This window comes from Saprospiraceae bacterium (genome assembly GCA_016719615.1).
Lineage (GTDB): Bacteria > Bacteroidota > Bacteroidia > Chitinophagales > Saprospiraceae > Vicinibacter.
On record JADJYQ010000001.1, the window covers coordinates 1,631,685 to 1,658,254 of the forward strand.

Consider the following 26,570-nt stretch of genomic DNA (forward strand, 5'->3'; position numbering starts at 1 on the left):
GAGATATGGCTTTTGATATAAAATTTGAAATTTCTATTAAAAGAAATATCTGGCACCAAGTCTCAACTCCCAACGAGAGGAACCATTTAAGATGTCTAAACTGGCTTTACCACTTTCGGATCCACCTCTATAAGTAAAAGTAGGTTTCGTGACTAAATTATTATTGTTTGCATCTGCTACCAATTTTTCGAATGTCATCAATTGGTAATTGTTGAAGTCATTGCCCGGAACGGTATAACGTACGCCCCACTCCGAATTGATTAAATTGGCTAAATTGAATATATCTGCAGAGATCTGAAGGGTGTGCTTTTTTCCATTCACAAAGAGTGAGAAGTCTTGTTTGATAGCCAAATCCAGATAACTTGTGAATGGCATCCAATTGCTATTTTTCCCTGCATAACTTCCTCTGTTGGCTTTCAAATAAGGATCAGATTCTATAAATGCATCTAATTTGGTCCATTGCTCAGCGGCTGTAGTAACTTTACCGGATACTGTATAATCAACCAAATTGATTTCAGATGCATCCTTAGGGATGTAGATAAGATCTCTGTTTCTACCTGTACTTCCAACTTCATTATTCACATTTTGACCATTTGTTCCACCAATTACGTAAGAATATGGCGAACCTGTTTTTCCTTCATAAAATAAACTGATCGTGGTGGCCACATTTTTGCTTTTAAACCAATTAAATTTATAAGATAAACTTGTAATCATTCTGTGTCCGGTCGCATAATCAGATCTTCCATATGTAGGGGTATTCCTTCCATCGATGCTGATTTGTCCTCTCCATTGAGATGAATTTTGAGATGAAGTTGCATCCATCAATGAATTTGCATCTCCATAAGTGTATGCTATTAAGGTCTGTAATCCAAAATTGAAATTCTTGGCAAGTGATGCTGTCACTGTATAAGCATCGCCTTCATCTGTATTACTGGCAACATAAACAGCACTGTAAGTAGATTCAATGGATTTGCGTGTATAATTGAGTCTATTATCTGCTGAACTTGTCCAACGGAATGCAGCATTTTCGTCGTTATTTATTTGGGTATACACTACATTGTTCATGATTTTTGTATAAACACCTTCAAGTGAGAAATTGATTCCATGCGGAAGTTTAAAATCTAAACCAAGATTACCTTTTAATACCTGAGGATATTTAAAGTCTTTAACAAACAAATCATATTGTCCAGAAGGTATTTTAAAATTAGGATTAACGTATTGATTATTGACGTCTGATATAAATTTAGCACCCCCAGTAATATCAGATTGCGTAACGCGTCCTAATGTCAAGCCGTTGTTGGTATAAATTGCACCGGGCCATACAAATGGAATTCGACTGGTAAACAATCCAATGCCACCTCTCACAATCGTTTTTCTATTATTATTGACATCGTAGATAAATCCGACACGAGGTGAAAACATAAGTTGTCCATCTGGTACTTTGCCACTTTCTACTTCATTGGCCAAATCATGTTGTAGTTTTAGTTTTGGAAGTGCAGTATTATTAAAAAATGTATCAACCGCTGGATCTGTGGTCATAATGGGCATATCTACCCTTAAACCAGCTGTAACTCTTAATTTTTTGTTGACTTCCCATTCATCCTGCACGTATAATCCAAGTTGCATAGCTTTGAAAACGCCAGCAGCCTGCGACCCGTCACCGGTAAGACTGTCAACCAAAGAATAACTCCTTACATAAGATCTTGCAGGAAGATCATTTAAAAAACCACTCAGGGAATCATAGGTATAGGTTCCGTAATTCTGTCCAATAAAAATATTGTACATATCAAAGAACTCATTGTGTGTTCCAATAGTAATCGTATGTGCTCCATTGTAAATTTTAAAATTATCAGTAATAGAGAAGATATCCTGATTGAGCTGATTGGCTGTTGAAAACTCTTCAGAACCTATACGAATGCTCGTATTTCCTCCATTATTAATGATAAGATAAGGGAAATCATTACCAATTGGATCTCTGTCATCTCTAACAGTTGTATACCCTAAAATTAAATTATTAGAATATTTATTCTTGATTCTTGTATTCAATTCAAGTGCCGAACTATTTGTAACAGATGGGAACAAGATTCCCGTATTCTCAAAATTAATACGGGTTGTGGATCCTGGAGTGCGATCCAATTGCTCACCCTTTGTATAATTATGGCGTAAAGTCAATCTGTTATTTTCGTTAATATTGTAATCAATTTTTCCAAATAATTTTAATCCATCCAATTTATCTGATGTATTTCCAAATCCACCTGGATCATAGCCATATTTGGTAATCAAGGTTTGTCTTAAACTTTCCAAATCAGCTTGTGTTGAAAGGCCTAAATATGTTTCAACATCAAAAGGAGCCGGAGTTTCATCTTTTTGAACCTCTACGTTTGCAAAAAAGAATAATTTGTCTTTTTGAATGGGACCCCCTAATGAAAATCCATAAGTTTTCTCAGCGTATGGATTTAATTTAACTCTCGACAAACCATAACGATCTGCATAAGTTTTGTTTGATTTTCCAGTCAGACCTTCATTCTGAATAAAATAGTAGGCACTACCTGACAAGGTATTGGTCCCTGACTTAGTGACTGCATTAATTCCTCCTCCGGCAAATCCTCCGTAAGAAACATCATAAGGAGAAAGAACCACTTGTAGTTGGTCTATGATATCAATAGAAAAAGGACTTATTCCTGTAGATCCTCCATTTGTTCCGGAAGTTGCCAAACCGTAAACATCATTATTTACCGCTCCATCAATGTATATTGCATTATAGCGATTGTTCATACCTGCAAATGTAATCCCATCCGAATATCCAGAAGCTTGGGGAGTAAGCTTAAGAAAATCGTCAATGTCCCTGTTAATGGTAGGTATATTGGCAATATTTTCTGCAGATATTTGAGTACCTGTACCCGTAATTTCACCTAGTGTACCAACTTTTGCAACAATATCGACCGTACTTAATTCAGTGCTTGTTTCTTCCAAAGAAAAGTTTAACTTTTTGTTCTCGCCCAATTCAAAGAACACATTATCTAATTGCCGTGAAGAATAACCAACATAAGTCACTTTAATGGTATAGGGACCACCTACTCTCATATTTGGGATATTGTAGCGTCCGTCTTCACGCGTATTAACAGCATATGCTGTCCCTGATGAATTGTGAATCGCAAATACAGAAGCAGCAATGAGTGGCTCTCCTTTGGAATCGCTGATTAAACCGGATAATTGAGATGTTGTAACACCTTGAGAAAATAATTGATTGATGCCACTGTAGCAAATCAATAAGATCATACAAGCTGTAGAAATGCAAGTTGTTAATTTTAGTTTCATAATTGAGTTTTTAGATAAGAGATGAATACGAAACAAAGTTAACAGAAGTATAAACTGCCAATATTAAATTTGTATAAATTAATTTTAATTTTATAAAGAGCTATATTACAGGTCATTATATCCTACTTTGGCTTAATAAATTTCCGCCATCATGCATCTTGTGCTTCCGCCGCCCACTTTTTCAATGGTAGGAATGGAAATAGGAAGCAATTTAGTCCTTGACTTTAAAGCCTCTATTTGAGTGTTATTGAGGCTTTGAAAAGCACTCTCTGACATTACTAAAATACGTTCATGGTCCTTATTGATCAACTCAAGCATATTGCCTGCAAATTGCTCCATCTGTTGATAATTAATTTCAATAAGTGTTTTATGTGTTTCCTCAAAACTCTTTCGCAAAATTTCTCTGTGCTCAACTTGAACAGCTTCCAAACAACAAATCACAAAATCCTGTCCCATAGCCATTAAAACATTTGTATGATATATTGGAGCACCGGATCTATCCTTCGCTATGAAATGCACAATTTTATAATGACTTAGCATAGCAAATGTATCCAATGCTCGAATATCAGTTCGGGGACTTAGACAAGCATAAGCAATTTTATGAACTCGGTCTAAAACCATAGACCCTGTTCCCTCCAGAAATTGATGATCCTTTTCTAAAATTTCTAAACTATATCGCTTCGAAAAATGAAATTCCTTTTCCAGTATGGATAAAATATCTTCTCTTCTTTCTTGCCTTCTAATGGGTGCATACATGGGGTAAGTGTAAATGACCCCGGCTTCATGCGTAGAGAACCAATTATTAGGAAATACGGCATCTGGTAGTTTAATATGATCAAGGTCTTGAATTACGATCACCTGAATACCATTAACCTGTAATTGATTGACCATCCTGTCAAATTCGGCTATGGCCAATGTATTAGTGTTTATGGAATCTCCATCCTGTTGCTGAAAACTGTTGCTTGCGGCGGTCTGTTGATTAAATCCAAAGTTTGCAGGCCTAACCATGAGAATTTTATTTGTAAGTTGTTTGGACATTCCGAATATTAAGAGGGTTAATAAATTATTCTTTATCTGCAAGCGCCAGTAATCTAATCCTGTAAGCTTCTGTTTCGCCAAGGTACTTTCTGATTCACCAGTGCATAAAATAAAGTAAGGGTGTTAAAACTATGGCAATAAAAACTTTATAAATGTAATTAACGGTTCCAATTGCAAGAACTGTTTTCAAAGGCCAATTTGCACCAATATAAAAGGCTATCCATAAAACGATATAACTATCAAAAAATTGAGAGATTAATGTTGAACCTGTCGCCCGTAGCCAAATTTTTTTTTCGCCTGTTAGCAATTTAATTTTCCTAAAAATAAAGGCATCCAAGAGCTGTGCTATAAAAAATGCAATCAAGGATGCAAAAATAATTTTTAAACCTTGTCCAAAAACAAGACTATAAGCGGTATTATAATTTCCAACTTGTTCAGAAAGTTGCATTTTTTCGGATTCAGTTGTTGCAAAATCGAGATGAGATTGAACCCAAAAATCTGCCGGAACCAAATTTATGGCAAAATAAATCAAAATAAAGGAATAACTTATCATGCCTATGGCCAAATAAGAAAGACGAATTACACCTTTTTTACCAAAATATTCATTTATAATATCAGTTAGAATAAAAACGATTGGCCATATAAGAACACCAGCAGTAAGTTGAAAACTAAGATTTTCTTGACCAAAAAAGGAAAATGAAAAGGGGTCTATCCCAAGCGTTTTTTCAAGACTGAATATTTTAACCCCTATAAATTCCGCAACCAAGGCGTTTGTGATAAAAACCGCAGCAAGTACAATAAATAAACGATTCGACTTATTTTTGGCCGATTTTTCCATCACAAATAAACAAATGCCGTAATAATAAGTTTATTGTGCTGAATACAATACATGGCCAAATTTGGAATTGATTTAAAAACAGGTAATCTTTCGACCGTAAAAGAAATTATTGTTGGAATAGACCTAGGGACCACAAATAGTCTCATTGCCTATATGGATGGCGATAAGCCTGCAATCATTCCTATTGGTTTTGATGGTAAAGGAATACTACCTTCTGCAATTCACCTGAACGAAAAAGGTGTAATTGAAGTTGGTCATTTTGCACGAGTGAAAAGAATGGCAAACCCACTAACAACAGTGTACTCCATTAAAAGATTGTTAGGTAGAACTATGGAAGACCTACAATCAAATAATATACAACTTCCCTACCCTGTTTTTGGGCACACTGAATCCGGCTATATCAATATACTGCTGAAGGACAAAGTATATTCCCCTGTTGAGTTATCATCATACATATTAAAGGAAGTGAAAGCAGAGGCTGAGTTTATATTGAAACAAAATTTACAAAAAGCAGTCATTACTGTACCTGCATATTTTTCAGATGCTCAAAGGCAAGCCACGCGGTCGGCAGGCGAAATGGCTGGTTTTGAAGTGCTTCGCATCGTAAATGAGCCTACAGCAGCCAGCATGGCTTATGGAATTGGATTAAACAGGGATCTTACGCAAAATATCATGGTCTATGATTTTGGTGGTGGAACCTTTGATGTATCTATATTGAGAATTGAAGATGGAATTTTTGAAGTTCTGTCTACAAATGGTGATAATTTACTTGGCGGAGATGATATTGATGAAGCCATTTTGAAATTTTGGGTGAACAAACATGAAATTTCTCCAGGACATCCCAAAATTGAAGAAATGCGTACCATAGCTGAAGAAGCTAAAAAGCATTTAAGCAACAATGATGTTTTTGAAATTAACTTATCTGAAATCAAACTTAAATTAAATGCGGAAGAGCTCACACGTTTATCTCTACCTTTCATAGAGCGTAGTTTAAACTGTTGTAAAAAAGCATTACAAGACAGTCATCTTCAATTGGAAGATATTGATGAAATAGTCCTGGTAGGAGGTTCAACTCGATTGAAAGACATCAAAATAGCGCTGACGGAAACATTTCACAGGCCTGTCAATGATACTATAGACCCGGATCAAGTTGTAGCATTAGGAGCTGCCATTCAAGCTGATATACTTTCTGGAAACCGAAAAGATTTCTTGCTGCTTGATGTAACTCCGCTGAGTATGGGCATTGAAACTATGGGGGGATTAATGGATAGTATCATTCCTAGAAATTCAAAAATTCCATTAAAACTCGCAAAACAATACACAACTTACAAAGACGGCCAAAAGAATATCAAAATAGCCGTTTATCAAGGTGAAAGAGAATTTGTGAAGGATAATATCAAACTCGGCGAATTTATTTTGACAAATATTGACCCTATGCCTGCCGGTTTGCCTCGTATTGAGCTTATATTTTCATTGGATGTCGATGGTATTTTATCAGTCACAGCTAAAGAAATGAGAAGCCAAAAAGAGCAAAGTATTGAAATAAAATCATCCTTTAAACTTGACCAGGAAGAAATAGCAAAAAGGCTTATGGAATCGGTTAAAATGGCGCAAATGGACATGGACCAAAAAGCCAATATTGACGCAAGTAATGAAGCCAACTATATTTTATTAAATGCCCGAAAATTTCTAAAAAACAACGAATTATATCTTTCAGAAGCTGAAAATTTAATTCTGCAATCGAATATTTTATTACTTGAAAATGCATTATCTAGTAATTCTGCCAGTCTGATCCACACATCCATAGAACAATTTAATTTGGCTACCACTGAAATTGCGCAGAAAATCATGGACATACAAATCCACAATTCGCTAACCGGAAATTCTATAGATCAATTACCTTAGCCGAATGAAAAAGACAAAACTTGATTCCTTAAGTGATCTTGCTATTGTTTTTTCTACTGGAACTCAAAAGGAGCAGCCAAATCAAGATTTTGAAACTCCGGTATCTTCAAACAAAAAATTGCAAGTTGTTCGCGTTCAATTGAATACTCGCCTTAAAGCTGGCAAATCTGCAACCATCGTTTATGGTTTAAGTGAAAATGAAGCTATTCTACAACAAATATGTAAACAGATTAAACAAAAATGTGGTGTTGGTGGAAGCGTAAAAGATGGAGAAATTATTATTCAGGGAGACCAGGTGCAGAAAGTTATTCTAATGCTCAAAGATCTTGGATATAGCAATACTAAGAAAAGTGGTGCTTAGAAATAATTTTATATGGATTCTTATGGCAACAATATCACTCGTATATTGTATCCAGGCTTGTAAGCAAAGTAACTTCCAAAATAAAACACAGAAAACTGCTAATTCTAATTCGCCAGAGAAAAAATTAAACAGCAGTTATTACGCTTTTCAATACAAATCATGGTTTGAAAATAAAAGTGACAATTATTCCTTCAGAAGGGATTTTATGAATGCGTTTTTACATTCGAAAAACTCAAGTTTTGGTGATTTTGCTGATCAGGAAAAACCCGATTGGATTTCTATAGGACCAAACGAAATTGCCGGAAGAAGTTTGTGTCTCGCAATTCACCCCACAGATACTCAAAAAATCTGGATGGGTTCAGCTGGCTCCGGTTTATGGTATAGCCAAACTGGAGGTGTGGGAACTCATGCATGGAAAAATATTTTAACCGGTTTTCCTGTTCAAGCCGTTTCATCGATCGCATTAGACCCGCATCAGTCTTCTAACTTGTATATAGGAACCGGAGAAAACTATTCTCTTGAAATGCCAGGTGGAGGAACTCATAACCGAACTTTCAGGGGGAGCAGAGGAATAGGCCTATTAAAATCCACTGATAACGGAAAATCATGGGATCTTTTGCTGGATTATACTGATAGGCCAGATTTGTGTATTTGGAAAATTTTAATTCCTCAAAGCCAAAATAAAATTATTTACCTCGCCGGTAATATGGGTATTTTAAAAACTGAAAATTCAGGTGAGACCTGGAGCTCCATATTTGATACATGCCTGGTTATGGACATGCTCATTCAAGCCGACAATCATAATATATTGTATGCCGGCGTTGGAGGTATACAAGGTAATAAATTCGGCCTTTATAAATCTCTAGATGGTGGGATACATTGGCGAAAAATTGAATCCCCTGCAGGAGATTCATTGGATGGCAGAATTATGTTGAGTGCGTCCAAAGGAAATCCTCAAAAAGTTCTCGCAGCTTATGCTTCTGCATTTGAGTCTAAGGGAATTATGAGAAGTGACGATGGTTTTGAGCGAACAAAATATTATACTCCTATAAAAGACATTTGTGCACATCAAGGGTGGTATGCGAAATGCCTCCACATTAAAGAAGATGATCCTCAAAAACTTTTGATGGGAGGAGTCGATTTATACTATGACTCCAGCGGAACAGGAAATAAATTGACGAATCTCATTTATCAAAAAATAAAAATTCATGCTGACTTTCATGATGTAGTTGCCAATCCCAAAGATCCCAATAAAGTTTATTTTGCAACAGATGGAGGGCTTTACAGGAGCAACGATTTTGGAAAGACTGCATTTGCCTGTAATCATGGATATTTAAGTGCTCAATTCTATAAAGGATCAACTAATTCAAACAAGGAAGCAATTTTGGGAGGCCTTCAAGATAATAAGAGTGTTTATTATGAAAATAAGCAATGGAAAAATATCCATTTCGGAGACGGCACATACAATGCTTTTCATCCATGGAATAATGAAATGTTTTTTGTTTCCAGCCAATTTCAAAATTTGTACATCACTGAAAATAATGGACTAGATTGGAAAGAGTTAATTCCGCCTAATAATAATGCAGCTTTTATTGCTCCTTTTGAATTAAATCCCTTAAATCCTGATCAAATATTTTCCGGAGGCCAACTACTTTATATCTCTAAGAATGCTGGGAAAAACTGGAGCACGATCTCTTTAGAAAATAAGGATGAAAAAATAATTTGTTTACTTGCATCAAAACATATATCTGGAAAGCTTATTGTAGCCAGCTACCATCCCGAATTAAAAGTCTCTAAAATTTACATCAGTTTAGATGAAGGAAAAACCTTGGTTAAAACTTCAACGATATTTAAAGGTGAATTAATACGGGATATAACAGAGCATTCCACAAACCCCAATATTTGTTACTTAGCATTATCTTCATTCGGAACAAAAGGCGTCGTAACTTCAAATGATGGTGGCTATCACTGGGAAGCACTTCCCAATTATAATCTTCCAAATGTTCCTTGTCATGTGATATTACCAGATCCCTTACATCCGGAAACATTATATGCCGGTACAGAATTGGGTCTTTATGTGAGTTTTGATCAAGGCATGTACTGGGAATCTTATAACAGGCACGATTTTGATATGGTTCCCATTTACGATATCCAGTATGACTTCATTCAGAACAAGTTGATTCTATTTACTCATGGCTATGGAGCATTTTTATGCGAGCGCGTTGAAAAGAGTATTCCAACAAAATCGCAAGAAGAACTGGCGGTATCAGAATTTTCTGTCTATTTAAACAAAAGATTAGTTAGCACAATTAAACTGCCTTCAACTAAGGAATTCAGCGCATTTACCATCTCGGGTAAAGAAGTGCAATGTTTGCTGCAATTAAATAAGTTAATTATTCAAAGCGATCTCCCTGGTATTTATATTTTGAAAAGCAAACAAAAGAAAGCCTGGTTTGCAAAAGTATGTCTTTACTAAAAGACTATTTTGATTACTTCAAAATAGTCGTCAATCATTTCCACTTAATAATCCGTTCCCCTATTGCATTTTAAGAACCTGGGTTTATTATAAAAGTCGCATTTTATTTCAATATTCTCATAGTTCTCTTTTTGAAATATGGCATATATTTCATTCGCAAAAAATTCATTTAATTCCAAGTAAATGCATGCATACTCGAACAAATGTTGTTTACCAAATTCCGCAATCATTTTATAAAATATCAATGGATCTTCTCCTTTGGCAAAGAGAGCCGTCCAAGGTTCAAATTGCAAGACTTTTTGATCCATTTTCTCCAACTCAGTACTACTGATATAAGGTGGATTGCTTACAATAATATCATACTTTTTTCAGGCCATTCATTTACATTTAAAAAATCAGATATTCGGTATTCCACATCTAATTGTAAGCGTTTTGCGTTTTCTACAGAACAATCCACAGCAGTTTTAGACACATCAATACCGGATAATTCCCAATCATTTTTTTTGCTTTTCAAGTACAAACTGATACAACCTGAGCCAGATCCAATGTCGAGAACTTTCAGGGAATTAAACTCTTTGTTTTCAAGATAAATTTTGTGAGCCAACTCCTCAGTTTCAGATCTGGGAATAAGAACATCTCTATTGATTTTCAAATTTAGATTTATAAAAGGAGCTATTCCTGAAATGTATTGAATAGGCTCTCCTGATTGGAGTCTAAATACCCAATCAAGTATCCATTTTTCATTCCTCAAGTCCTTCAAATGAATTACTTGTTGTTTCTGTGTTTCCTTCCAATGCGCTATGAAATAATTTGCTAAATTATTGATTTCGTGCGTATTATAACTGGTTTTTAACTCGAGTTCCAAAAACTGGCACAGTTCTTGTTTTAACATTTACGTATTATAAATTTATTTAATATGTATACCACTCAACTCAAGACTGCAAAGGCTCTTTCTCAAACAAAAGTAATCGGTTTTGTATGCACTTTGTTATTTATTGCTCAAAGTGTAAGCCTCTCTTCTCAATCGAATGATCCTTTTGGAATCCGACTTATGGAGCAACTTGAAAAGCCTCAGAGCAGAAGTTTATTTCAAGGCACAAAAAATATTAAACAAGACGTATCAAATAGCTCCCTTCAAAAAATAGGTGTAAATAAAAAGGTAATTCAAAAAATATTAAATCAATTTAATCCATTATTGAATATTGAAATTCCCGTTCAAACGGAACAATCCTTGTCCTATAATTACGTAGAGTATAACTTTTATACTGAAGAATTTGAAGTAAATTTAATTGACCAAAACCAGATTCAGAAAACTGAAGTAGATCCCGGAATTCATTTAAAAGGAATACCTGCAGATGGTTCTAAAGGGTTCTCCAGTTTAAGTTTGTTTTCAAATTCAATATATGGTACATTTTTGCATGATAATGGAATTCATTATAGTGTGACACCTACACAATCCCAGAATTTAGATGTGATTGAATGTGTTTTCGCAGACGAACGCACTTCCAATTGGTCAGCACATTCCACCGGTTGTCATACTGATGATATTCGCGATTTTATGGGATCAGAAATCAATTTAGATATTCGTTCAACAGATCAGTGCAAAAGAGTTGAAATTTCTGTTCATGTTGATTACGATCTCTATTTGAAATTTAACAAAAATCCACAAGAAGTCAGTAATTATGTTACCGGACTTTTCAACAATGTGCACACATTATATAAAAATGAAGGCATCAGCATTGCATTGGCACAAATTAATATAAACACAAGTGAAGATTATTTTTCTCATATCAGCGCAAGTAGCGATCTTGAAAATTTTCGCAAAAAATACCCAAATTCAAACAAAACAATTAAGCTTCTCTTAAGTGGATATTCTAAAGGTAACAAGGCTGCACTTGGAGGTATAGCATATATTAATACCATTTGCAACAGCAGTTATTCTTACGCTTATGGAAATGTAGTTGGTAGCTATACTCAAAGCCCTGCTTACAGTTGGGATGTGTTTGTAGTAGCACATGAACTAGGACATGTTTTCGGTTCCAGGCATACACATGCCTGCGCCTGGGGACCTAACAAAAATCAAGCAATTGATAATTGTGCTAAATTAGAAGGCACTTGTGGTCTGCCAGGAATTCCCAAGAAAGGAACGATGATGAGCTATTGCTACCTCAGTAATATGCCGGGCATAGATTTTTTAACAGGCTTTGGTCCAGAACCGGGCGCGCTCATACGTAGCACTATACAAAATGCATCTTGCTTAAAATCAAGTGCCCCTGAAGGAAAATATTTAGATACTGCAAATACTGTAATTACCGCAAATACAGAATGTTCAGATGGTTTATATACGCATTATTATTTTGACAATAATAGCATCGATGTCAAAGATGATATATTAATCGTAAGTATTCGCAAAGATTCCAATGATTTAGGATCCATAAGAGATTCCAGTTTATTTATACAATTGACCACCACCTCCGCATACGGAACTCATAAAGCTGCAATTATTAATGCCGACTATGTGGGTACATCCCGCACATTTCAAGTGGTTAATAAATATTGGACCTTAAAAACTAGCTCGAAACTAAAAAAACCAATTAGTGTACAATATATCTTGTCTCCAAAGGATGTTTCAGATATGATGGGTTCTGTATCGGATTTAAATATACAAGATCTCTTATGCTTTCAAATTTTAGCTCCAGCTTCGATTGATCCTCGAACCAACCATCATTTAGCTAAAAATGGAAACTTTAAGTCATATGGCACATCAAATATGTCAGGTGCGGAAAAATTAATCTATTTGAAGCAAGGCAATGGAAGTTATATTGCAGAGCTCATAACGACCAGTTTTGAAAATACTGGGTTTGGATTTTTTCAAACAAACACGACTCCATTTTTATCTTTTGGTGAACTAAAAGCAAGTTCAGAGGCCACAACAACTAATGTTGAATTCCAAACAAATTCAGAAAATAATTGCAAACGATTTGTTCTGGAGAAATCAGTAAATGGTCTTCCTTACGATTCGGTACAGCAAATTCTATCAAAGGGTTCCAGTCAGCAAAAAGCAACATATGTTTTGAAAATCAACTCTGGAAGCTTAATTTCTGATTGGCTCCGCGTAAAGGCAATTTCTACTTCAGGTCAAATGCTGTATTCTGCTCCGTTCCAGACGAGTCAAATCACTCCAGTTACCGAAGAGCCATTAAACGTTTATCCAAATCCTGTAAGCCAGGAAACTAACTTTTGAGTATTACCATAAAGCAGCTATTACTGAGAAAATCTATGTGAGCATTTTGGACCTAAACGGAAAAGTATTGAGAGGATATTCATACTATGCTAAGCCTGGAAAAAATTCGTACAACATTTATACCAGTGGCCTCAAGAACGGCTTACATTACTTGCGCATAACTAGTTCTACAGAAAGTCTTAAAGTTAGTTTTACGGTAAGTCAATAATTTCTAATGCAATCGAAAACTAAAATAATCAGTTACCAGATTTATGATCATACGGATGGATTGACGGTTGAACAGAATAGTGTGCTAAAGTCAGCTTTTCTAGCAAGTAATACCGCATATGCTCCTTATTCAAATTATCAAGTGGGCGCAGCAATATTGCTTGGGGATGGCAATATTCTTTGTTCGAGTAATCAAGAAAATGCATCCTACCCTTGCGGAATTTGTGCAGAAAGAAACGTTTTATTTTATTATGGCTCGAATTATAAACAGCATAAAATTTTAAAACTAGCCATAAGTACTAAAATATTAAATCCGCATTTAGATTTACCTCCGGCACCTTGTGGACTATGTCGACAAGTTATGGTTGAATACGAGCGAAACAATAAAAATAATATTGAAATCTTGTTAGGTCAGCCTGGTAAAACTCTTACCATATTTCAAAGTTGTAATGATTTATTGCCTTTTGGATTTAGTCCTGAATTTTTACAAAAAGATTAAGCTTTTAATTTACTGATATCCTCTTAACTGCGGCATCATAATCACTTTGAGTATCAATTCCGAAAGATTGAAGATCCATTTGAGCTGTGATAATCTGGTAACCTTGTTCCAACCATCTCAGTTGTTCTAATTTTTCAATAGATTCAAGATTGGAAACAGGTGTTTTCGTGATTTTTAATAAAGTTTCTCTTTCAAAAATATACAGTCCTATATGCCGAAAGATTTCATGATTTGTAATATCCGGTGGAAGATCTCGATGAAATGGTATGGAGGCTCTGCTAAAGTACAAAGCGGAACCGAAAATATTTCTGACGACCTTCACAACATTGGGATTCATAAAATCAGCGGTGGTGTTTATCCGACTTATTAAAGTCCCAATAGAAGCCTTAGAGGCCACCATTATTTCCATCAAATAATCAACAGCCATGGGCTCCATAAAAGGCTCATCGCCCTGTAAATTTACCACATAACTGAATTCATGGAGTTGGGCAGCAATTTCTGCAATCCGATCTGTTCCACTTTGATGCTGAGGATCACTCATATATACATTCCCACCCCACGACTGCACATGCTTAAAAATTTCCGGATGGTCAGTAACAACTGCCACCGTATCTAATGTTTTACAAAGAAGAGCTCTGTCATATACGGACTTTAATATAGACTTATCACCTAATGGCAAAAGCAGCTTACCCGGCAACCGGGTAGAATCAAATCTTGCAGGGATCAAAGCTATCGTTTTGGGCATATTTTCATTCATATAATAAATATTTATAATATATTTGTAACTAAATATCAGAGTATACCATGAAATTCAATCTAAGTAGCAATTCCTGTAAAAGCATAATAGCCACGACTTTTTTATTACTTTTTACGAGCAGCAATTACGCGCAAGTTATTGAGATCCAACGGATTTCATCAAATGAATCGGATCTCTATTTCATGCACAAAATACGTAAATCTGAAACCCTGTTTAGCATCGCAAGAACTTATGGCGTCAACTTGCCGGAGCTTACAAATTACAATTCTGATATCGCGACCAAGCTTATAACGGAGTCGCATGAGATTCGCATACCCATAGAAGCACATTCGATTTTGGAAGATTCAATTCCAGGAGCTTCGCCAGTATATTATAAAATAAAGCCAAAGGATAATCTATTTTCATTATCACATAGGGTCTTTAAGAAATCAGAAAATTTGCTGGCAAAACTCAATTCAGGCAACACATCAAATATGCATCCTGGTAATTTTCTAAAAATTGGCTATTTTAAATTTAATGTACCAGCTGAATCGGTTTTAGCTAAAGAAGTGCATCCTCAGGAAAATTCAGAGCGCATTGAGGAATCTCCAATTCATTTAATCCCTAATGCTGCATATAGCCGTGGGATTGCCTATGTTGAACGCAACAGGCTAGGTGAAGGTCGCTATTTTGCATTGCATGCAACGGCTCCTATCGAATCTAGTATTGCTATTACCAATCCTGTAAACATGCGTACGATTTATGCAAAAGTCATAGGTAGATTACCCCCAATTTATGAAGCTGGTACTCAAGTCGTCGTATCTTCAAGTGTAGCCCGGTATTTAGGCATACCCGACAATCGCTTTTACGCGGTGATAACATATCAACAAAGGAAATAGGGCCTTTTTATGATTTTCTCAATGCCTAAAAGATAAGTTAAGTATCCTTTTGAATTTGATGCAGTCTCGAATAATAACGTTCTTTGTTCCCGATGTAAATTCTTTCAATAAAACCCGCCGTTTAATTTACAAAACAAATCTTTATGAACTACTTTGATAATGTCTTAGAAACCGTCGGTAATACACCTCTCATTCAATTACATAAATCTGTTCATGGAATCACAGCTACCGTTTTAGCTAAAGTGGAAACTTTTAATCCCGGCCACTCTATAAAAGATCGCATGGCCATTAAAATGATCAATGATGCAGAACAATCCGGTAAACTTAAACCCGGAGGGACTATTATTGAGTGTACGAGTGGAAATACAGGTATGGGTCTTGCATTAGCAGCTTGTGTGCGGTCCTATAAATGCATTTTTACAACATCCGACAAGCAATCAAAAGAAAAATAGATATGCTCAAAGCGATGGGCGCTGAAGTCATCGTTTGCCCAACAAATGTAACTCCTGAAGATCCAAGATCTTATTATTCAGTAGCACGAAAACTCAGTGAAGAAATACCCAATTCATTTTGGTGTAATCAATATGATAATTTATCAAATGCCCAAGCGCATTATGAAACAACAGGTCCTGAAATTTGGAATCAAACAGATGGCAAAATAACACATCTAGTAGTTGGGGTAGGTACCGGTGGCACCATTTCAGGTGTTGCAAAATATTTAAAAGAACAAAATCCCGGCATCAAAATTTGGGGCATTGACACCTATGGTTCGGTATTTAAAAAATATAAAGAGACAGGAATCTTTGATGAAAAAGAAATATATCCTTATATCACAGAAGGTATAGGAGAAGATATCTTACCAAAAAATGTAAATTTTGATTTGATTGATCTCTTTGAAAAGGTATCTGACAAAGATGGCGCTTTGGCTGCAAGAAGACTTGCACGAGATGAAGGCCTGTTATTAGGATATTCAGCAGGTTCTGCTTTGGCCGGTCTGCATCAATTAAAATCCAAACTGAAAGCTGATGATGTTGTTGTTTTAATTTTTCACGATCATGGGAGCAGATATATTGGAAAAATTTATAATGACGATTGGATGATCGAACGTGGTTTTCTCACAAAGGATAAAACTATAGCAGAGTTACTGAGATCGAAAGTTGATAAAACCTTTTATTCCATCTCACCCAATGAGACCATCAGAAGCGTTTTGGGTCTGATGAAAAAACATGATATCTCGCAGCTTCCCGTTATTGAGGATGACCAAATAATTGGTACTGTTTCTGAAAATATGGTCTTAAGTTTCATTCTGGAAAATCCTTTAAACCATCCTGATAAGCCTGCCTCCATCATTATGTCTGAACCGATGCCTTTCTTAAAGAGAGAAACAACAATGAGTACTTTGAATAAATATTTTACTGAAAAGTGTCCCGGTGTCATCACAAAAGATGAAAACAATCAATATAATGTCATCACAAAATATGATATTATCCGTGCTATTTAAATTCTTTTCGTGAACAAATATTTATGCGTATAAATTTTTAAATCTTCGTTCCAAATTCCTTCAGGGTGCAATGAATCTTTGCGGACACTACCAGAAGCGTGTAGTATTAAGCCTAAGCCGCATAGAATACCGACATGATTTACTTGATGTTCAAATTTGCCATCAAAAAAAACAAGATCGCCTATTTTCATTTGATCAAATAGAATAGTTTCACCCATTTGAGCCTGATCTTTTGCATCCCTTGCTATTTGTTTGCCTAAAAATCTAACATAAATCTGAACCAAGCCGCTACAATCAATCCCATAAGTTGTCTTACCGCCCCATAAATAGGGAGCACCCAAATAATTTGTTTCGAGAATTGTAAGACAATCTTTAATGTTTAATATAGCTGTGGTCTCCCCTTCTACCAATTGAAATGATGAATTCCCCAAACAACTTGCAAATGGAACATTTAACAATTGATGATCATTAGCAACTTTTGCAAAATAGCTCGAAATAATAATAACATTGGGGGCATGCTTTGCTAATTCAAAATATTCTACTTTATGCTCAATCCAGCCCTCGTATTGATCCAGAACCGTTCGCACATAAACCCAATTTTCATTTTCTTCAAGTATCCAAAATTCCTCACCGAATAAAATCTGATGGATCATTTCAGATCGATGATTGGCTGCCTTTCGAACTGCCAGGGCAGCGACAATCAGGACATATTTATTGGTATTAAAGTTCATTGCGAATAGTTTGATTTATCTTTGCAATTTGACTGCAATCCCTTATGTTTCACAAAATAATCTTAAGTAATTTCATCCTATTGATGAGTGGGCTTTTTATCAGCGCCCAAGATATTAGTTTTTCGCAATTTAATGCGGTCAACTTATATTATAATCCCGCATTTACAGGGTCATTTCCAGGCAATTACAGGGTTAGTTCAATGTACCGGAATCAATGGATTGGACTAAAGGACCGGCCGCTTACACAAATGGCTATCGCCGGAGATATCAAATTTAGTTTTGGATTTGACAATCCACTAAAAGACTTTATAGGTGCCGGAGTTTATTTTAATACAGATAGATCTCAGGTTTTTGACTGGAACACAAACGAAATGGCTATTCAATTAGCATATCACAAGCTCTTAAGTAAAAACAAAAGAAGTTTTGTATCTGGCGGTTTCGGATTTGGCGTCAAACAACGGTCTGTAAATTATGATAATCTCTATTTTGAAGACCAATTTGACGGTTTGGATAAATACAACGGAAACACCAGAGAATTGCTGCCCCACAACATTCATGCATCGCCAACTTTGAATTTTGGATTTCAATATCATTCATATTTAACTCGAAAAACGCATCTCCAAATTGGACTTGCTGTGCATAAATTGTTTACAAAAGAATATTCTTTTTATAATGACTTCGAAAATCCTGATTACATAGGTTCCAGAGAAAATCAAGCTTTTCCGCAATATTATATTTATTTCGAACCTGATTTATCGCTACAATAACTTTCAAGAAATTTATCCAAAATTACTGGTTAATTTGCAAGGACCACATGGTATTATTATAACGGGTTTTTCATATCGTCAGGCATTCCAAAAGTCAAATCAAAATGCATTACATACCGGGATCAGCACAAGAGCTGTCAAAAGTCAGTCTTCTCTTTCCTTTGCTGATCTTGGATTTCAACTTGGGTTTGAATTTCAAAATTTTATGATAGGCTTGCATTACGACTTTGGATTACGGGATGCAACGAGTTATAAAGCACCCTCCCACTCTTTCGAAATCAGTTTAAGACTTATGGGAGAATACGACAATCAATTCAATTTTGCACCCAGATTTTGATATCCATTGTTGAGTTATCAATGAAATGATAATTCAATTTAAAAATTAATATACTGAACGATTTCTAAACCAAATGCATCAAGACTAATTGTTTTTTTAGGATGATTGGAAAGTACTGTCATTTTCCCTACCTGCAAATCCTTTAAAATTTGTGCACCTATCCCAATTTCTCTTTGTTGTTGTTCTACAAGCATTCCATCGGAACCAACATGAGAATGCTCATTTAGTCTTAGCATTGGATCACAGGATCTGTTTTGATTGGTAATTAACAGAAAAACAGCACATGGAAATTCCTTTAAAGTCTTAAAAGCTCGCTTTATTAAACTTGTCTCATCATTGATGAAAAGATCAAAAAATTCGACGATTGGGTCTGCATGTTGAACCCGAACATGACACATTTATGAGGATGCAATTCTCCGCGTACAAATGCAAAATGTAAATCATTTGTATTTGTCTGCCGATATTGAATGAGCGAATAAGTTTGATTTTCAATAGTAAACTTAAGGTTCTTTTCAGCTTTGATTAATCGTTCACTTTGCAATCTGTATTCGATCAGATCATGAATGGATATAATTTTAAGATCGAATTGTTGAGCTTTCTCAAACAATTGCGGTAATCGCGCCATAGAACCATCATCGTTGAGTATTTCTATAAGTGCTCCGGCAGGAGACATACCGGCAAGTTTCGCCAAATCTATGACCGCTTCTGTATGCCCTGCACGTTGCAATACACCACCTGCTTTTGCACGCAATGGAAATATATGACCGGGTCTTGCAAAGTGATCCTTTGTAAAGTATTATTTGCTAGAGCTTTAATGGTTAAACATCGGTCAAATGTTGAAATACCAGTCGTGCAACCATTTCCAATAAGATCAACAGACACTGTAAACGCGGTTTCATGTAAGGATGTGTTATTTCGAACCATCAGGGGGAGATTCAGCACATCAGCTCTGGATTCTTCCAGTGGTGTGCATAATAAGCCGCGTCCCTGTAAAGCCATAAAATTGACGGTCTCGGGGCTGATCGTTTCCGCAGCGCAAATGAAATCTCCTTCGTTTTCGCGGTCTTCATTGTCTACTACAATTAATATTTTACCATCACGAAAATCCTTAATTGCTTCTTCTATTGTGTTAAAATTTGCCATCTTCTTGAGTTCTTTTTGGTGGTTGCCAGGTACTTTGGTGGATTCCCCGTAAATATCTATAGAATCCAAATAATACTGCAATGTTCATCCATACAAAATAGCTCCAGGACCTCAACCAAGATATTTTGATACTCCATTTATCAAGTAAATGATCTAGTAAAGGGAGCAGTGCCCACACACCTATGAAAAGCATAACAATGATACTATAAATAGGTTTTCCCAGGAAACCAAGTAAAGCAGAAAATAAAATGAATAAAAGTAAATGGAACGGAAACAACCAGCGCAAAACTTTATGAGAAATAAAGACGAATGCAAGTTTGATTGGCATTAGATTAATTTTTGGAATAAATGCTTGCAAGTTTTGAAAATTCCCAGCTGCAATTCTTCTTTTTCTATTAAATTCTTCTTTCAGACTATCAGGTATGTTTTCAAAACAAATCGCCTTATGATTTGTAATACTTAATCCTTTATTCATCATGGCTTGCATTGAAATATAAAAATCATCGACCAATAAGCCATTTGGTAGTTCACAACTATAATTGGAACGCAATGCATAACAGCCGCCAAAAGCTCCCATCGAAAGTCCCCAAAGTTCACCTTCTTTGCGCTTAATCTCACTTTCTATATTCATGTACAGTTTCTCCGTCTTTGCAATTCCGTACTGATGGCCTGCCCTTTGTATTATTCTCGAATCAACAATGGCTACACCTAAATCGTTAAAAGGTGATACCAACTGAGTAATCGTATCGGGGCTCAGGATAATATTTGCGTCGGTATAAACAATAATATGATCCGGGCTTGAAGGATTTTGATCCAGTACCCATTTTGTCATTTTATTGATGACACTTGTTTTTCCAGATCGCAGTTGAAAACAATTTGCAAAAACCTGATCATATTTATCTGCCAGGTCTTTTATGATAAGATTCGAATCATCAGTCGATCCATCGGATCCAATAAATATTTTTAGTTTATCGGATGGATATTCAGAGCGCAATATGGAGTCTATTTTAGCTTTAATGACATCTTGTTCATTATAAACAGCAATAATGCAACTGACAAAAGGTAAAAAATCTTCATTAGACTGATTACGTTTAAAATGTCTTGTAAACTTGAATAAAAGTATTACAATCAGCGGGTAAATCAAGAAAGGGTAAATAATAAGAAATACCAGGATAAAAACTAAGAATTCGAATAGAAAGGTCATACTTATAATGCTCACGCTTTATGATGCGCAGCCAGTACTTTTTTATAAGCATTGTGAAGTTTGATCCCCAACTTTTGATTATCAAAATGCGCCTGGACAAATTTATGTGCCTTCTCTCCTATTTTTTGTAATTGGTCAGGATTTTGATAACAAAATCTGATACTTTCTATCATATCTTCCACATTATTTGCAATGATAACTTCTTGCATATGTTTTGCCGGAATACCTTCTAAACCAATAGATGTGGTAATAACAACTCGTCCCAGTGCCATTGCCTCAAGTATTTTGACTCGGATACCTGAACCCGCAAAAATGGGAACAATCATAATGGGGTGTTTTCGCATAAATTCCTTGGCATCAAGGACATCTCCGTAATACTTGACAGGAGCTTCCTTGTAGGCTACCAAATCGTCAGGAGCATTTCTTCCTGCAAAATGAAAGCTTAGTTCCGGAAAATTCTTCAGGAGATCAGGCCAGGCACGTTTTAAAAACCACCTTACAGCTTCTGCATTTGGCAACCAATCCAAAGATCCAATGAATGAAAGCGAAATAGGCTCTTTGAAAACTTCATAATCAGGTGCATAGGAACTTATATTGAGCCCTACCGGACTTGCTGTGCAACCATTTTTATATCCTAAGGACCGAAATTGAACCAAATCTCTATCTGTTATGGCAACCAGATAATCATAATCATTGAGGATGTTTAATTCGTAATTTTTTAATTTCTTACTAAGATAATTGAGATACATTTTTTTAGGTAAAAAGCTTACCTGGTCGGCTATACGCAACCAAATTTCGTGTTCAATATTGTGAGCCCGAAGAACGATGAGTGCTTTAGAAAATTTCTTGATATCAGGTATGAAAGGTGCTAAATATAATGTTTCTAATTGTATGATATCATAAGAATTATGATTCAACAGGTCAGTCAATTCTTTCCTAAAATCATCAGATACAAATCTGCTGATATTATAGGATTCTTTGCTGAATAAATTTTTCAGGGCATCTTGCCACCGAATCCGGTTATCTACTTCAACACAACGAATTTCTTTATAATAACTTAATTCTTCCGGGTATTTCCCCTTCAAGTCTACGTAATGTTTACTCGTGTTCATGGCCATCAAACTTACTTCACAACCAGCTTCATGAAGCGATTTGCTCATTTGCAAGATCGCAATAGATTCACCATCCTTGGGAGGAAATGGAAATTTTTTACAAACTTGCAAGACTTTCATGATGAGTATATAGGCTTTGTTCTTAAAAGCTCACAAAATTAATGCAGGACTTTTAGTTTATTAAATACAATATTTACTTAACTCATGAATGAAGTCTTTTAGTATGTATATCAATACTTACCTTTACAATATATTATAATCTATTTCAGTGTACCCAAATCTTATATGTATATAATTGATTGTCAAAATATAACGAAGTATTATCAAAATTTACACGTATTGAGGGTGTGCAATTAAAAGTCAAGGAGGGCGATCTGGTCAGTATATTAGGAGCTTCCGGGGCTGGAAAAAGTACCTTATTAAATATTATAGGCACCCTCGATAAAGCTGATTCGGGAACTTTAAGTTTGTTTGGGCAAAATACTGCAGATATGAACGCAAAACAACTTGCGGCTTTGCGAAACAAAGAAATTGGCTTTATTTTTCAGTTTCATCATTTGCTCCCGGAGTTTACAGCTTTAGAAAATGTATCACTTCCGGCATATATCGCTTCCAGAAAACTTTCAGACATTCATGAAGATGCAACAAATTTGCTGGATAAGCTTGGATTAAAAGAAAGATTGCACCATAAACCTGGTGAACTTTCGGGTGGCGAACAACAAAGAGTTGCATTGGCAAGAGCCATTATCAATAAACCTAAAATTTTATTGGCTGACGAACCTACCGGTAATTTGGACCATGAAAATGCTTCGCAAGTCTTAGATCTTATCCTATCCTTAAAAAATGAATATGGAATGACCACTTTAATCGTAACACACGATAAAGATGTTGCTGCGCTGGCCGATTATAATATTATGATGAAGGATGGCCTTATTTCTGAACACTGTTAAATAGAAAATCATGCGTTTTTATTTGCTCATCTTAAGTTTATATCTAACATCTTGTAGTGAAAATAAATTACCAATTATTGGATACCGCGAAATTGTTGATGGGAAAACAGTTTATGCTAAAATTCCGGAATTCTCATATTTGAATCAGTTTGGACAAACCATAAGTGCAAATGACTTGAAAGGAAAAATTCATATTGCTAATTTCTTCTTTACTTCGTGTCCTACAATTTGCCCTAAAACTATGCGGAGCATGGTTCGCATAGCAAAACATTTTGGCTCTGACGAGTCTCTACAATACATTTGCTATAGTATAGATTTTAGAAAAGATAGTATACCCCGTCTCAAGGAATACTATCAAAAACTTCAGATTGATCTTCCTAATTTTCACCTATTGCACATGCCAGATCAGCTTGAATTAAAACGAGTTCCACAAAAGTATTTAAGTATAGCCATGGAAGATTCTACGGCTGCCGGTGGATTTGATCATAGTGGCTGGCTCTTGTTGGTTGATCAAGAATTGCATATCCGTTCTTATTGCCTGGGTACTGATGATAAAGAAGTAGATCGGTTTATAAAAGATATCAGCTCATTACTGAATGAATAAATTTGGCTATCTCCTTTGGTTTTTAGCATGTCATTTCTTTGGAATGTCCTGTAAATTATCTACTGAAACTTATAAACAAGGAAAGGATTTATACATTTACCACTGTGCATCGTGTCATGGTAATTCGATGGAAGGTTTAGGCAAAATATATCCTAATTTGATTCATATTGATTCCTTTAAATTCTCCCCAAATGAATTCGTTTGCCTTATTTCTAATGGATCTAATTCAAAAGTTGATTCCGGAAGTTTTCAAAAAGATTTGATTAGCATTCAGATGCCAGGTATCCCTAAACTATCTGCCATTGAAATAAATAATATCCTAAATTATATAAATGCATTGCATTGGAAACGAAGTCCATTTCAACTGGATAACACTACAAAACAATTGCTTGTTTGTAGAAATATTTCTAAAAATGAAAGGCAACCACAATAGAAGGTAGAAAACGCAATTGGTTGACCCTCCTGTTTTCAATCACATTAAAATAGAAAATATTTTCACGATCGTATGCATTTGTAACCGCTGCTGTTACATCAAAATAACTCGTTTTAGATAAATTGATCTGTCGTTTAATAGATAGATCTAATCTATGATAATAAGGTAATCTTCCAGAATTAATTTTGTCGGAATAAATAACACCTATCGGAGCGTTTTCAATTCCAAAAAATGTCTCAAGTCCTTTTGGCAATTTATTGTCCTCAAAAAAGCCCTGGATCTTTGTAAATGCAAATCCACTTCCTAAATTCCAACGCAGACCTGTTTGCCATAATTTATTTCTTCCAAATTTATAATCAAGGACCACGTTCATATTATGCCTGCGGTCAAATAAGGCAGGAAATTCCTGAACACCATCATTCCTATTTACAAAACCCAAACTATAACCCAGCCATAAACTCCAGTTTACCCAACTGGATTTTAACAAGATATCAATACCATACGCCTCGCCTTGTTCCTTGGTATAATTGGATTCTGCTACCGTACGTTTGTTCCTGTTCAAGGTGTATAACGTAGAAAAATCTTTATAATACGTTTCCACATTTAAATCCATAAAATCGGTGAGATCGTATTCAAAGCCAAAAACTGTATGAGTTGCTTTAATTAAATCAGGACTGGTAACAAAACCAACAAACAGATTTACGATATCGCGTTCACTAACAGAACTCATAAGACTTTGGGTGTACAATCCCCCAGCTGCTTTCAGGCGAAAATCATTTGTAATATTATATTTAATACCAAGCCTGGGTTCAAAAGCTGACTTTTTTAGAGATGCGTAATATTGCAACCTGAAACTCGGATCAAGTACCAACTTATTGAAGACTTTGCGATATTTTAGATATCCGGCTAATTCTGTATTGTTTTCTTCAATATCTATTGGAATCTGACGGAAGTTGGTAAAACTAAAATCAGTAGTATTGGCATTAAATTCAACGCCATATCTTACTTCTGAATTTTTGCCAAAATAAGTAAAATCAAAATTGGCTTGCAAGCCTTTTAATTCGCTGGTTCTAGGTTCTTCATTGACTTCTTTTAATTCAATGAGATATCTTGAATATGCTATGTTTCCTGAGACGATCAAAGTGGAGTTATTAGGTATCAATTTAAAATTCGTGCCAAATCCTATGTTCTTCCAGTTTAAATCTGCAAGTTCCTTAAACGCGACTTTGTCATTAAAGCTAAAACCAAAGACGTTTAAACTACTTCCATTGCTGCTGATGGTACTAAGTTTACCATAGAGGTCATCAAATTCAAAAGGAAGATTCTCAGCACCTTCATCTAAAGCATACTTATATAATGATCGTGAGGTTTCATGGATAAATGACTTTTTGCCCGTCAGTAAATATGACGTACTCCCGTTTCCGCCTTCTTTGAATTTGGCGATGGGTCCTTCCAGTAACAATTTTGCCATAAACGGACTCCCGGAGACGATACCTGCAGTCCTGGTTTTATTGCCTTCGCGCGTTTTAATGTCAACAATTGCTGATATCCTACCGCCATATTCTGCCGGGAATCCTCCGGTTAACACTTCAACCGATCTTATCGCTTCGGTTTCAAACACGCTAAACAAACCAATGCTGTGAAATGGATTAAAAATGGTCATCCCGTCTAAAAGTATCCTGTTTTGTACTGGTGAACCACCACGGATGTAAATTTGTCCACCTTGATCTCCTGTGCTTACCACTCCCGGAATAATCTGAAGATACTGAGCTATGTCAGCTTCGCCTCCAGTAGAAGGCAAGGCCTTTATTTCTTTTGGAGTGACGGTCAGGCTTGATATTTTAACTTCTGTGCGCGCTTGTTGCTTCTTTCCCGAAACACTGACCTCCCCAAGTAAAGTTGCTGATTCAGAAAGCTGGATTTGTTTATTTAAGATTTGCGTGCCTCTAATATTAATCACAGTCCTGAAAGTATCATAACCCAGGTAGGTTACAATTAAGTTATACTCACCCGTTGGAATTCCTGAAATATTGAAAAAACCTACCTGATCGGAGACATCTCCCAAATTAGTGCCGTCAAGATAAATAGTGGCAAAACTTAAGGGTTCTCCATTCACTTTATTATAGATATTTCCCCGGAGGGAAGCTTTTTGAGCGAAAACAGTCGATCCGCTACATAAAACACAGAAAAAAAGCAATAATCTTAACATTTTCTACGAGGCTAAACAGAGCAAAAGTAAAGTATATCAAGTATAATTTGATATTTCA

General features: G+C 35.6%; 23 protein-coding genes and 2 pseudogenes. 13 read left to right on the forward strand and 12 right to left on the reverse strand.

Going from position 1 to position 26,570, the window contains the following annotated elements:
* Positions 1-36 precede the first annotated feature (36 nt).
* The 3 genes from IPM92_06780 to IPM92_06790 all read right to left on the reverse strand — a co-directional run bounded on the left by IPM92_06780 (position 37) and on the right by IPM92_06790 (position 5,194).
* Positions 37-3,279, reverse strand: a complete 3,243-nt coding sequence (locus IPM92_06780; GenBank protein ID MBK9108086.1) for a TonB-dependent receptor — start codon at positions 3,277-3,279, stop codon at positions 37-39.
* A 171-nt stretch (positions 3,280-3,450) separates the two neighbouring features.
* The gene (locus IPM92_06785) at positions 3,451-4,356 is read right to left on the reverse strand and encodes an amidinotransferase (GenBank protein MBK9108087.1); all 906 of its coding nucleotides are present in this window, start codon (positions 4,354-4,356) and stop codon (positions 3,451-3,453) included.
* 94 nt (positions 4,357-4,450) lie between these two features.
* Positions 4,451-5,194 (reverse strand): queuosine precursor transporter, encoded by a 744-nt coding sequence (locus tag IPM92_06790; GenBank protein ID MBK9108088.1) that lies wholly within the window; start codon positions 5,192-5,194, stop codon positions 4,451-4,453.
* Positions 5,195-5,245: 51 nt separating this feature from the next.
* On the opposite strand from IPM92_06790, the gene hscA reads away from it, so the two are divergent.
* Genes hscA through IPM92_06805 form a run of 3 tightly spaced genes read left to right on the forward strand, consistent with a single transcriptional unit; the run spans position 5,246 to position 9,936 of the window.
* On the forward strand, positions 5,246-7,099 hold the full coding sequence (gene hscA / locus IPM92_06795) for a Fe-S protein assembly chaperone HscA (GenBank protein ID MBK9108089.1): 1,854 nt from the start codon (positions 5,246-5,248) through the stop codon (positions 7,097-7,099).
* Between the two features lie 4 nt (positions 7,100-7,103).
* Entirely contained in the window at positions 7,104-7,460 is a 357-nt protein-coding gene (locus tag IPM92_06800; GenBank protein ID MBK9108090.1) for a translation initiation factor, read from the forward strand.
* Positions 7,461-7,482: 22 nt separating this feature from the next.
* A complete protein-coding gene (locus IPM92_06805) occupies positions 7,483-9,936 on the forward strand; it encodes a hypothetical protein (protein MBK9108091.1) in 2,454 nt (817 codons plus the stop codon).
* 44 nt (positions 9,937-9,980) lie between these two features.
* Here IPM92_06805 and IPM92_06810 read toward each other — a convergent pair whose 3' ends face one another.
* Positions 9,981-10,244: a hypothetical protein gene (locus IPM92_06810; protein ID MBK9108092.1), complete on the reverse strand. Its 264-nt coding sequence runs from the start codon at positions 10,242-10,244 to the stop codon at positions 9,981-9,983.
* A gap of 38 nt (positions 10,245-10,282) precedes the next feature.
* Positions 10,283-10,828, reverse strand: coding sequence for a methyltransferase (locus tag IPM92_06815; GenBank protein ID MBK9108093.1), 546 nt, complete (start codon positions 10,826-10,828; stop codon positions 10,283-10,285).
* Positions 10,829-10,852: 24 nt separating this feature from the next.
* Between IPM92_06815 and IPM92_06820 the strand changes: the two genes are divergently transcribed.
* From IPM92_06820 to IPM92_06830, 3 genes are read left to right on the forward strand one after another with little or no spacing between them, the layout of a single operon-like run.
* Positions 10,853-13,180: a hypothetical protein gene (locus IPM92_06820; GenBank protein MBK9108094.1), complete on the forward strand. Its 2,328-nt coding sequence runs from the start codon at positions 10,853-10,855 to the stop codon at positions 13,178-13,180.
* Positions 13,181-13,217: 37 nt separating this feature from the next.
* Positions 13,218-13,388 carry a hypothetical protein gene (locus tag IPM92_06825; protein ID MBK9108095.1) on the forward strand — a complete coding sequence of 57 codons (171 nt, stop codon included), beginning with the start codon at positions 13,218-13,220 and terminating at the stop codon, positions 13,386-13,388.
* Positions 13,389-13,394: 6 nt separating this feature from the next.
* The gene (locus IPM92_06830; GenBank protein MBK9108096.1) at positions 13,395-13,886 is read left to right on the forward strand and encodes a cytidine deaminase; all 492 of its coding nucleotides are present in this window, start codon (positions 13,395-13,397) and stop codon (positions 13,884-13,886) included.
* Between the two features lie 4 nt (positions 13,887-13,890).
* Here the strand turns inward: IPM92_06830 and kdsB are convergent, their stop codons facing one another.
* Positions 13,891-14,643, reverse strand: a complete 753-nt coding sequence (gene kdsB, locus IPM92_06835) for a 3-deoxy-manno-octulosonate cytidylyltransferase (protein ID MBK9108097.1) — start codon at positions 14,641-14,643, stop codon at positions 13,891-13,893.
* A gap of 47 nt (positions 14,644-14,690) precedes the next feature.
* On the opposite strand from kdsB, the gene IPM92_06840 reads away from it, so the two are divergent.
* Positions 14,691-15,521: a LysM peptidoglycan-binding domain-containing protein gene (locus IPM92_06840; GenBank protein MBK9108098.1), complete on the forward strand. Its 831-nt coding sequence runs from the start codon at positions 14,691-14,693 to the stop codon at positions 15,519-15,521.
* Between the two features lie 143 nt (positions 15,522-15,664).
* Positions 15,665-17,022, forward strand: a pseudogene (locus IPM92_06845) (pyridoxal-phosphate dependent enzyme).
* Here the strand turns inward: IPM92_06845 and IPM92_06850 are convergent.
* Positions 17,019-17,753 carry a C40 family peptidase gene (locus tag IPM92_06850; GenBank protein MBK9108099.1) on the reverse strand — a complete coding sequence of 245 codons (735 nt, stop codon included), beginning with the start codon at positions 17,751-17,753 and terminating at the stop codon, positions 17,019-17,021. The pseudogene IPM92_06845 and the gene IPM92_06850 overlap by 4 nt on opposite strands.
* A gap of 83 nt (positions 17,754-17,836) precedes the next feature.
* Here IPM92_06850 and IPM92_06855 point away from each other — a divergent pair, with 83 nt between their 5' ends.
* Both IPM92_06855 and IPM92_06860 read left to right on the forward strand, forming a co-directional pair.
* Positions 17,837-18,520: a PorP/SprF family type IX secretion system membrane protein gene (locus IPM92_06855; GenBank protein MBK9108100.1), complete on the forward strand. Its 684-nt coding sequence runs from the start codon at positions 17,837-17,839 to the stop codon at positions 18,518-18,520.
* Positions 18,465-18,857 carry a type IX secretion system membrane protein PorP/SprF gene (locus IPM92_06860; GenBank protein MBK9108101.1) on the forward strand — a complete coding sequence of 131 codons (393 nt, stop codon included), beginning with the start codon at positions 18,465-18,467 and terminating at the stop codon, positions 18,855-18,857. Before IPM92_06855 ends, IPM92_06860 begins: the two co-directional genes overlap by 56 nt.
* A gap of 38 nt (positions 18,858-18,895) precedes the next feature.
* Here IPM92_06860 and IPM92_06865 read toward each other — a convergent pair whose 3' ends face one another.
* The 4 genes and pseudogenes from IPM92_06865 to IPM92_06880 all read right to left on the reverse strand — a co-directional run bounded on the left by IPM92_06865 (position 18,896) and on the right by IPM92_06880 (position 22,436).
* Positions 18,896-19,255: a hypothetical protein gene (locus IPM92_06865; GenBank protein ID MBK9108102.1), complete on the reverse strand. Its 360-nt coding sequence runs from the start codon at positions 19,253-19,255 to the stop codon at positions 18,896-18,898.
* A pseudogene (gene ribB, locus IPM92_06870) lies at positions 19,177-20,000 on the reverse strand (3,4-dihydroxy-2-butanone-4-phosphate synthase). The gene IPM92_06865 and the pseudogene ribB overlap by 79 nt, the downstream one beginning before the upstream one ends.
* Positions 19,987-21,144, reverse strand: coding sequence for a glycosyltransferase (locus tag IPM92_06875; GenBank protein MBK9108103.1), 1,158 nt, complete (start codon positions 21,142-21,144; stop codon positions 19,987-19,989). The pseudogene ribB and the gene IPM92_06875 overlap by 14 nt, the downstream one beginning before the upstream one ends.
* A 71-nt stretch (positions 21,145-21,215) precedes the next feature.
* Positions 21,216-22,436: a glycosyltransferase gene (locus IPM92_06880; protein ID MBK9108104.1), complete on the reverse strand. Its 1,221-nt coding sequence runs from the start codon at positions 22,434-22,436 to the stop codon at positions 21,216-21,218.
* A gap of 179 nt (positions 22,437-22,615) precedes the next feature.
* On the opposite strand from IPM92_06880, the gene IPM92_06885 reads away from it, so the two are divergent.
* The 3 genes from IPM92_06885 to IPM92_06895 are packed head-to-tail and all read left to right on the forward strand — an operon-like array spanning position 22,616 to position 24,303.
* A complete protein-coding gene (locus IPM92_06885) occupies positions 22,616-23,266 on the forward strand; it encodes an ABC transporter ATP-binding protein (protein MBK9108105.1) in 651 nt (216 codons plus the stop codon).
* Between the two features lie 10 nt (positions 23,267-23,276).
* Positions 23,277-23,870: an SCO family protein gene (locus tag IPM92_06890; GenBank protein ID MBK9108106.1), complete on the forward strand. Its 594-nt coding sequence runs from the start codon at positions 23,277-23,279 to the stop codon at positions 23,868-23,870.
* Between the two features lie 43 nt (positions 23,871-23,913).
* Positions 23,914-24,303, forward strand: a complete 390-nt coding sequence (locus IPM92_06895; GenBank protein ID MBK9108107.1) for a c-type cytochrome — start codon at positions 23,914-23,916, stop codon at positions 24,301-24,303.
* On the opposite strand, the gene IPM92_06900 is transcribed toward IPM92_06895, so the two are convergent.
* Entirely contained in the window at positions 24,278-26,512 is a 2,235-nt protein-coding gene (locus IPM92_06900; protein ID MBK9108108.1) for a TonB-dependent receptor, read from the reverse strand. The genes IPM92_06895 and IPM92_06900 overlap by 26 nt on opposite strands.
* Positions 26,513-26,570: the final 58 nt, after the last annotated feature.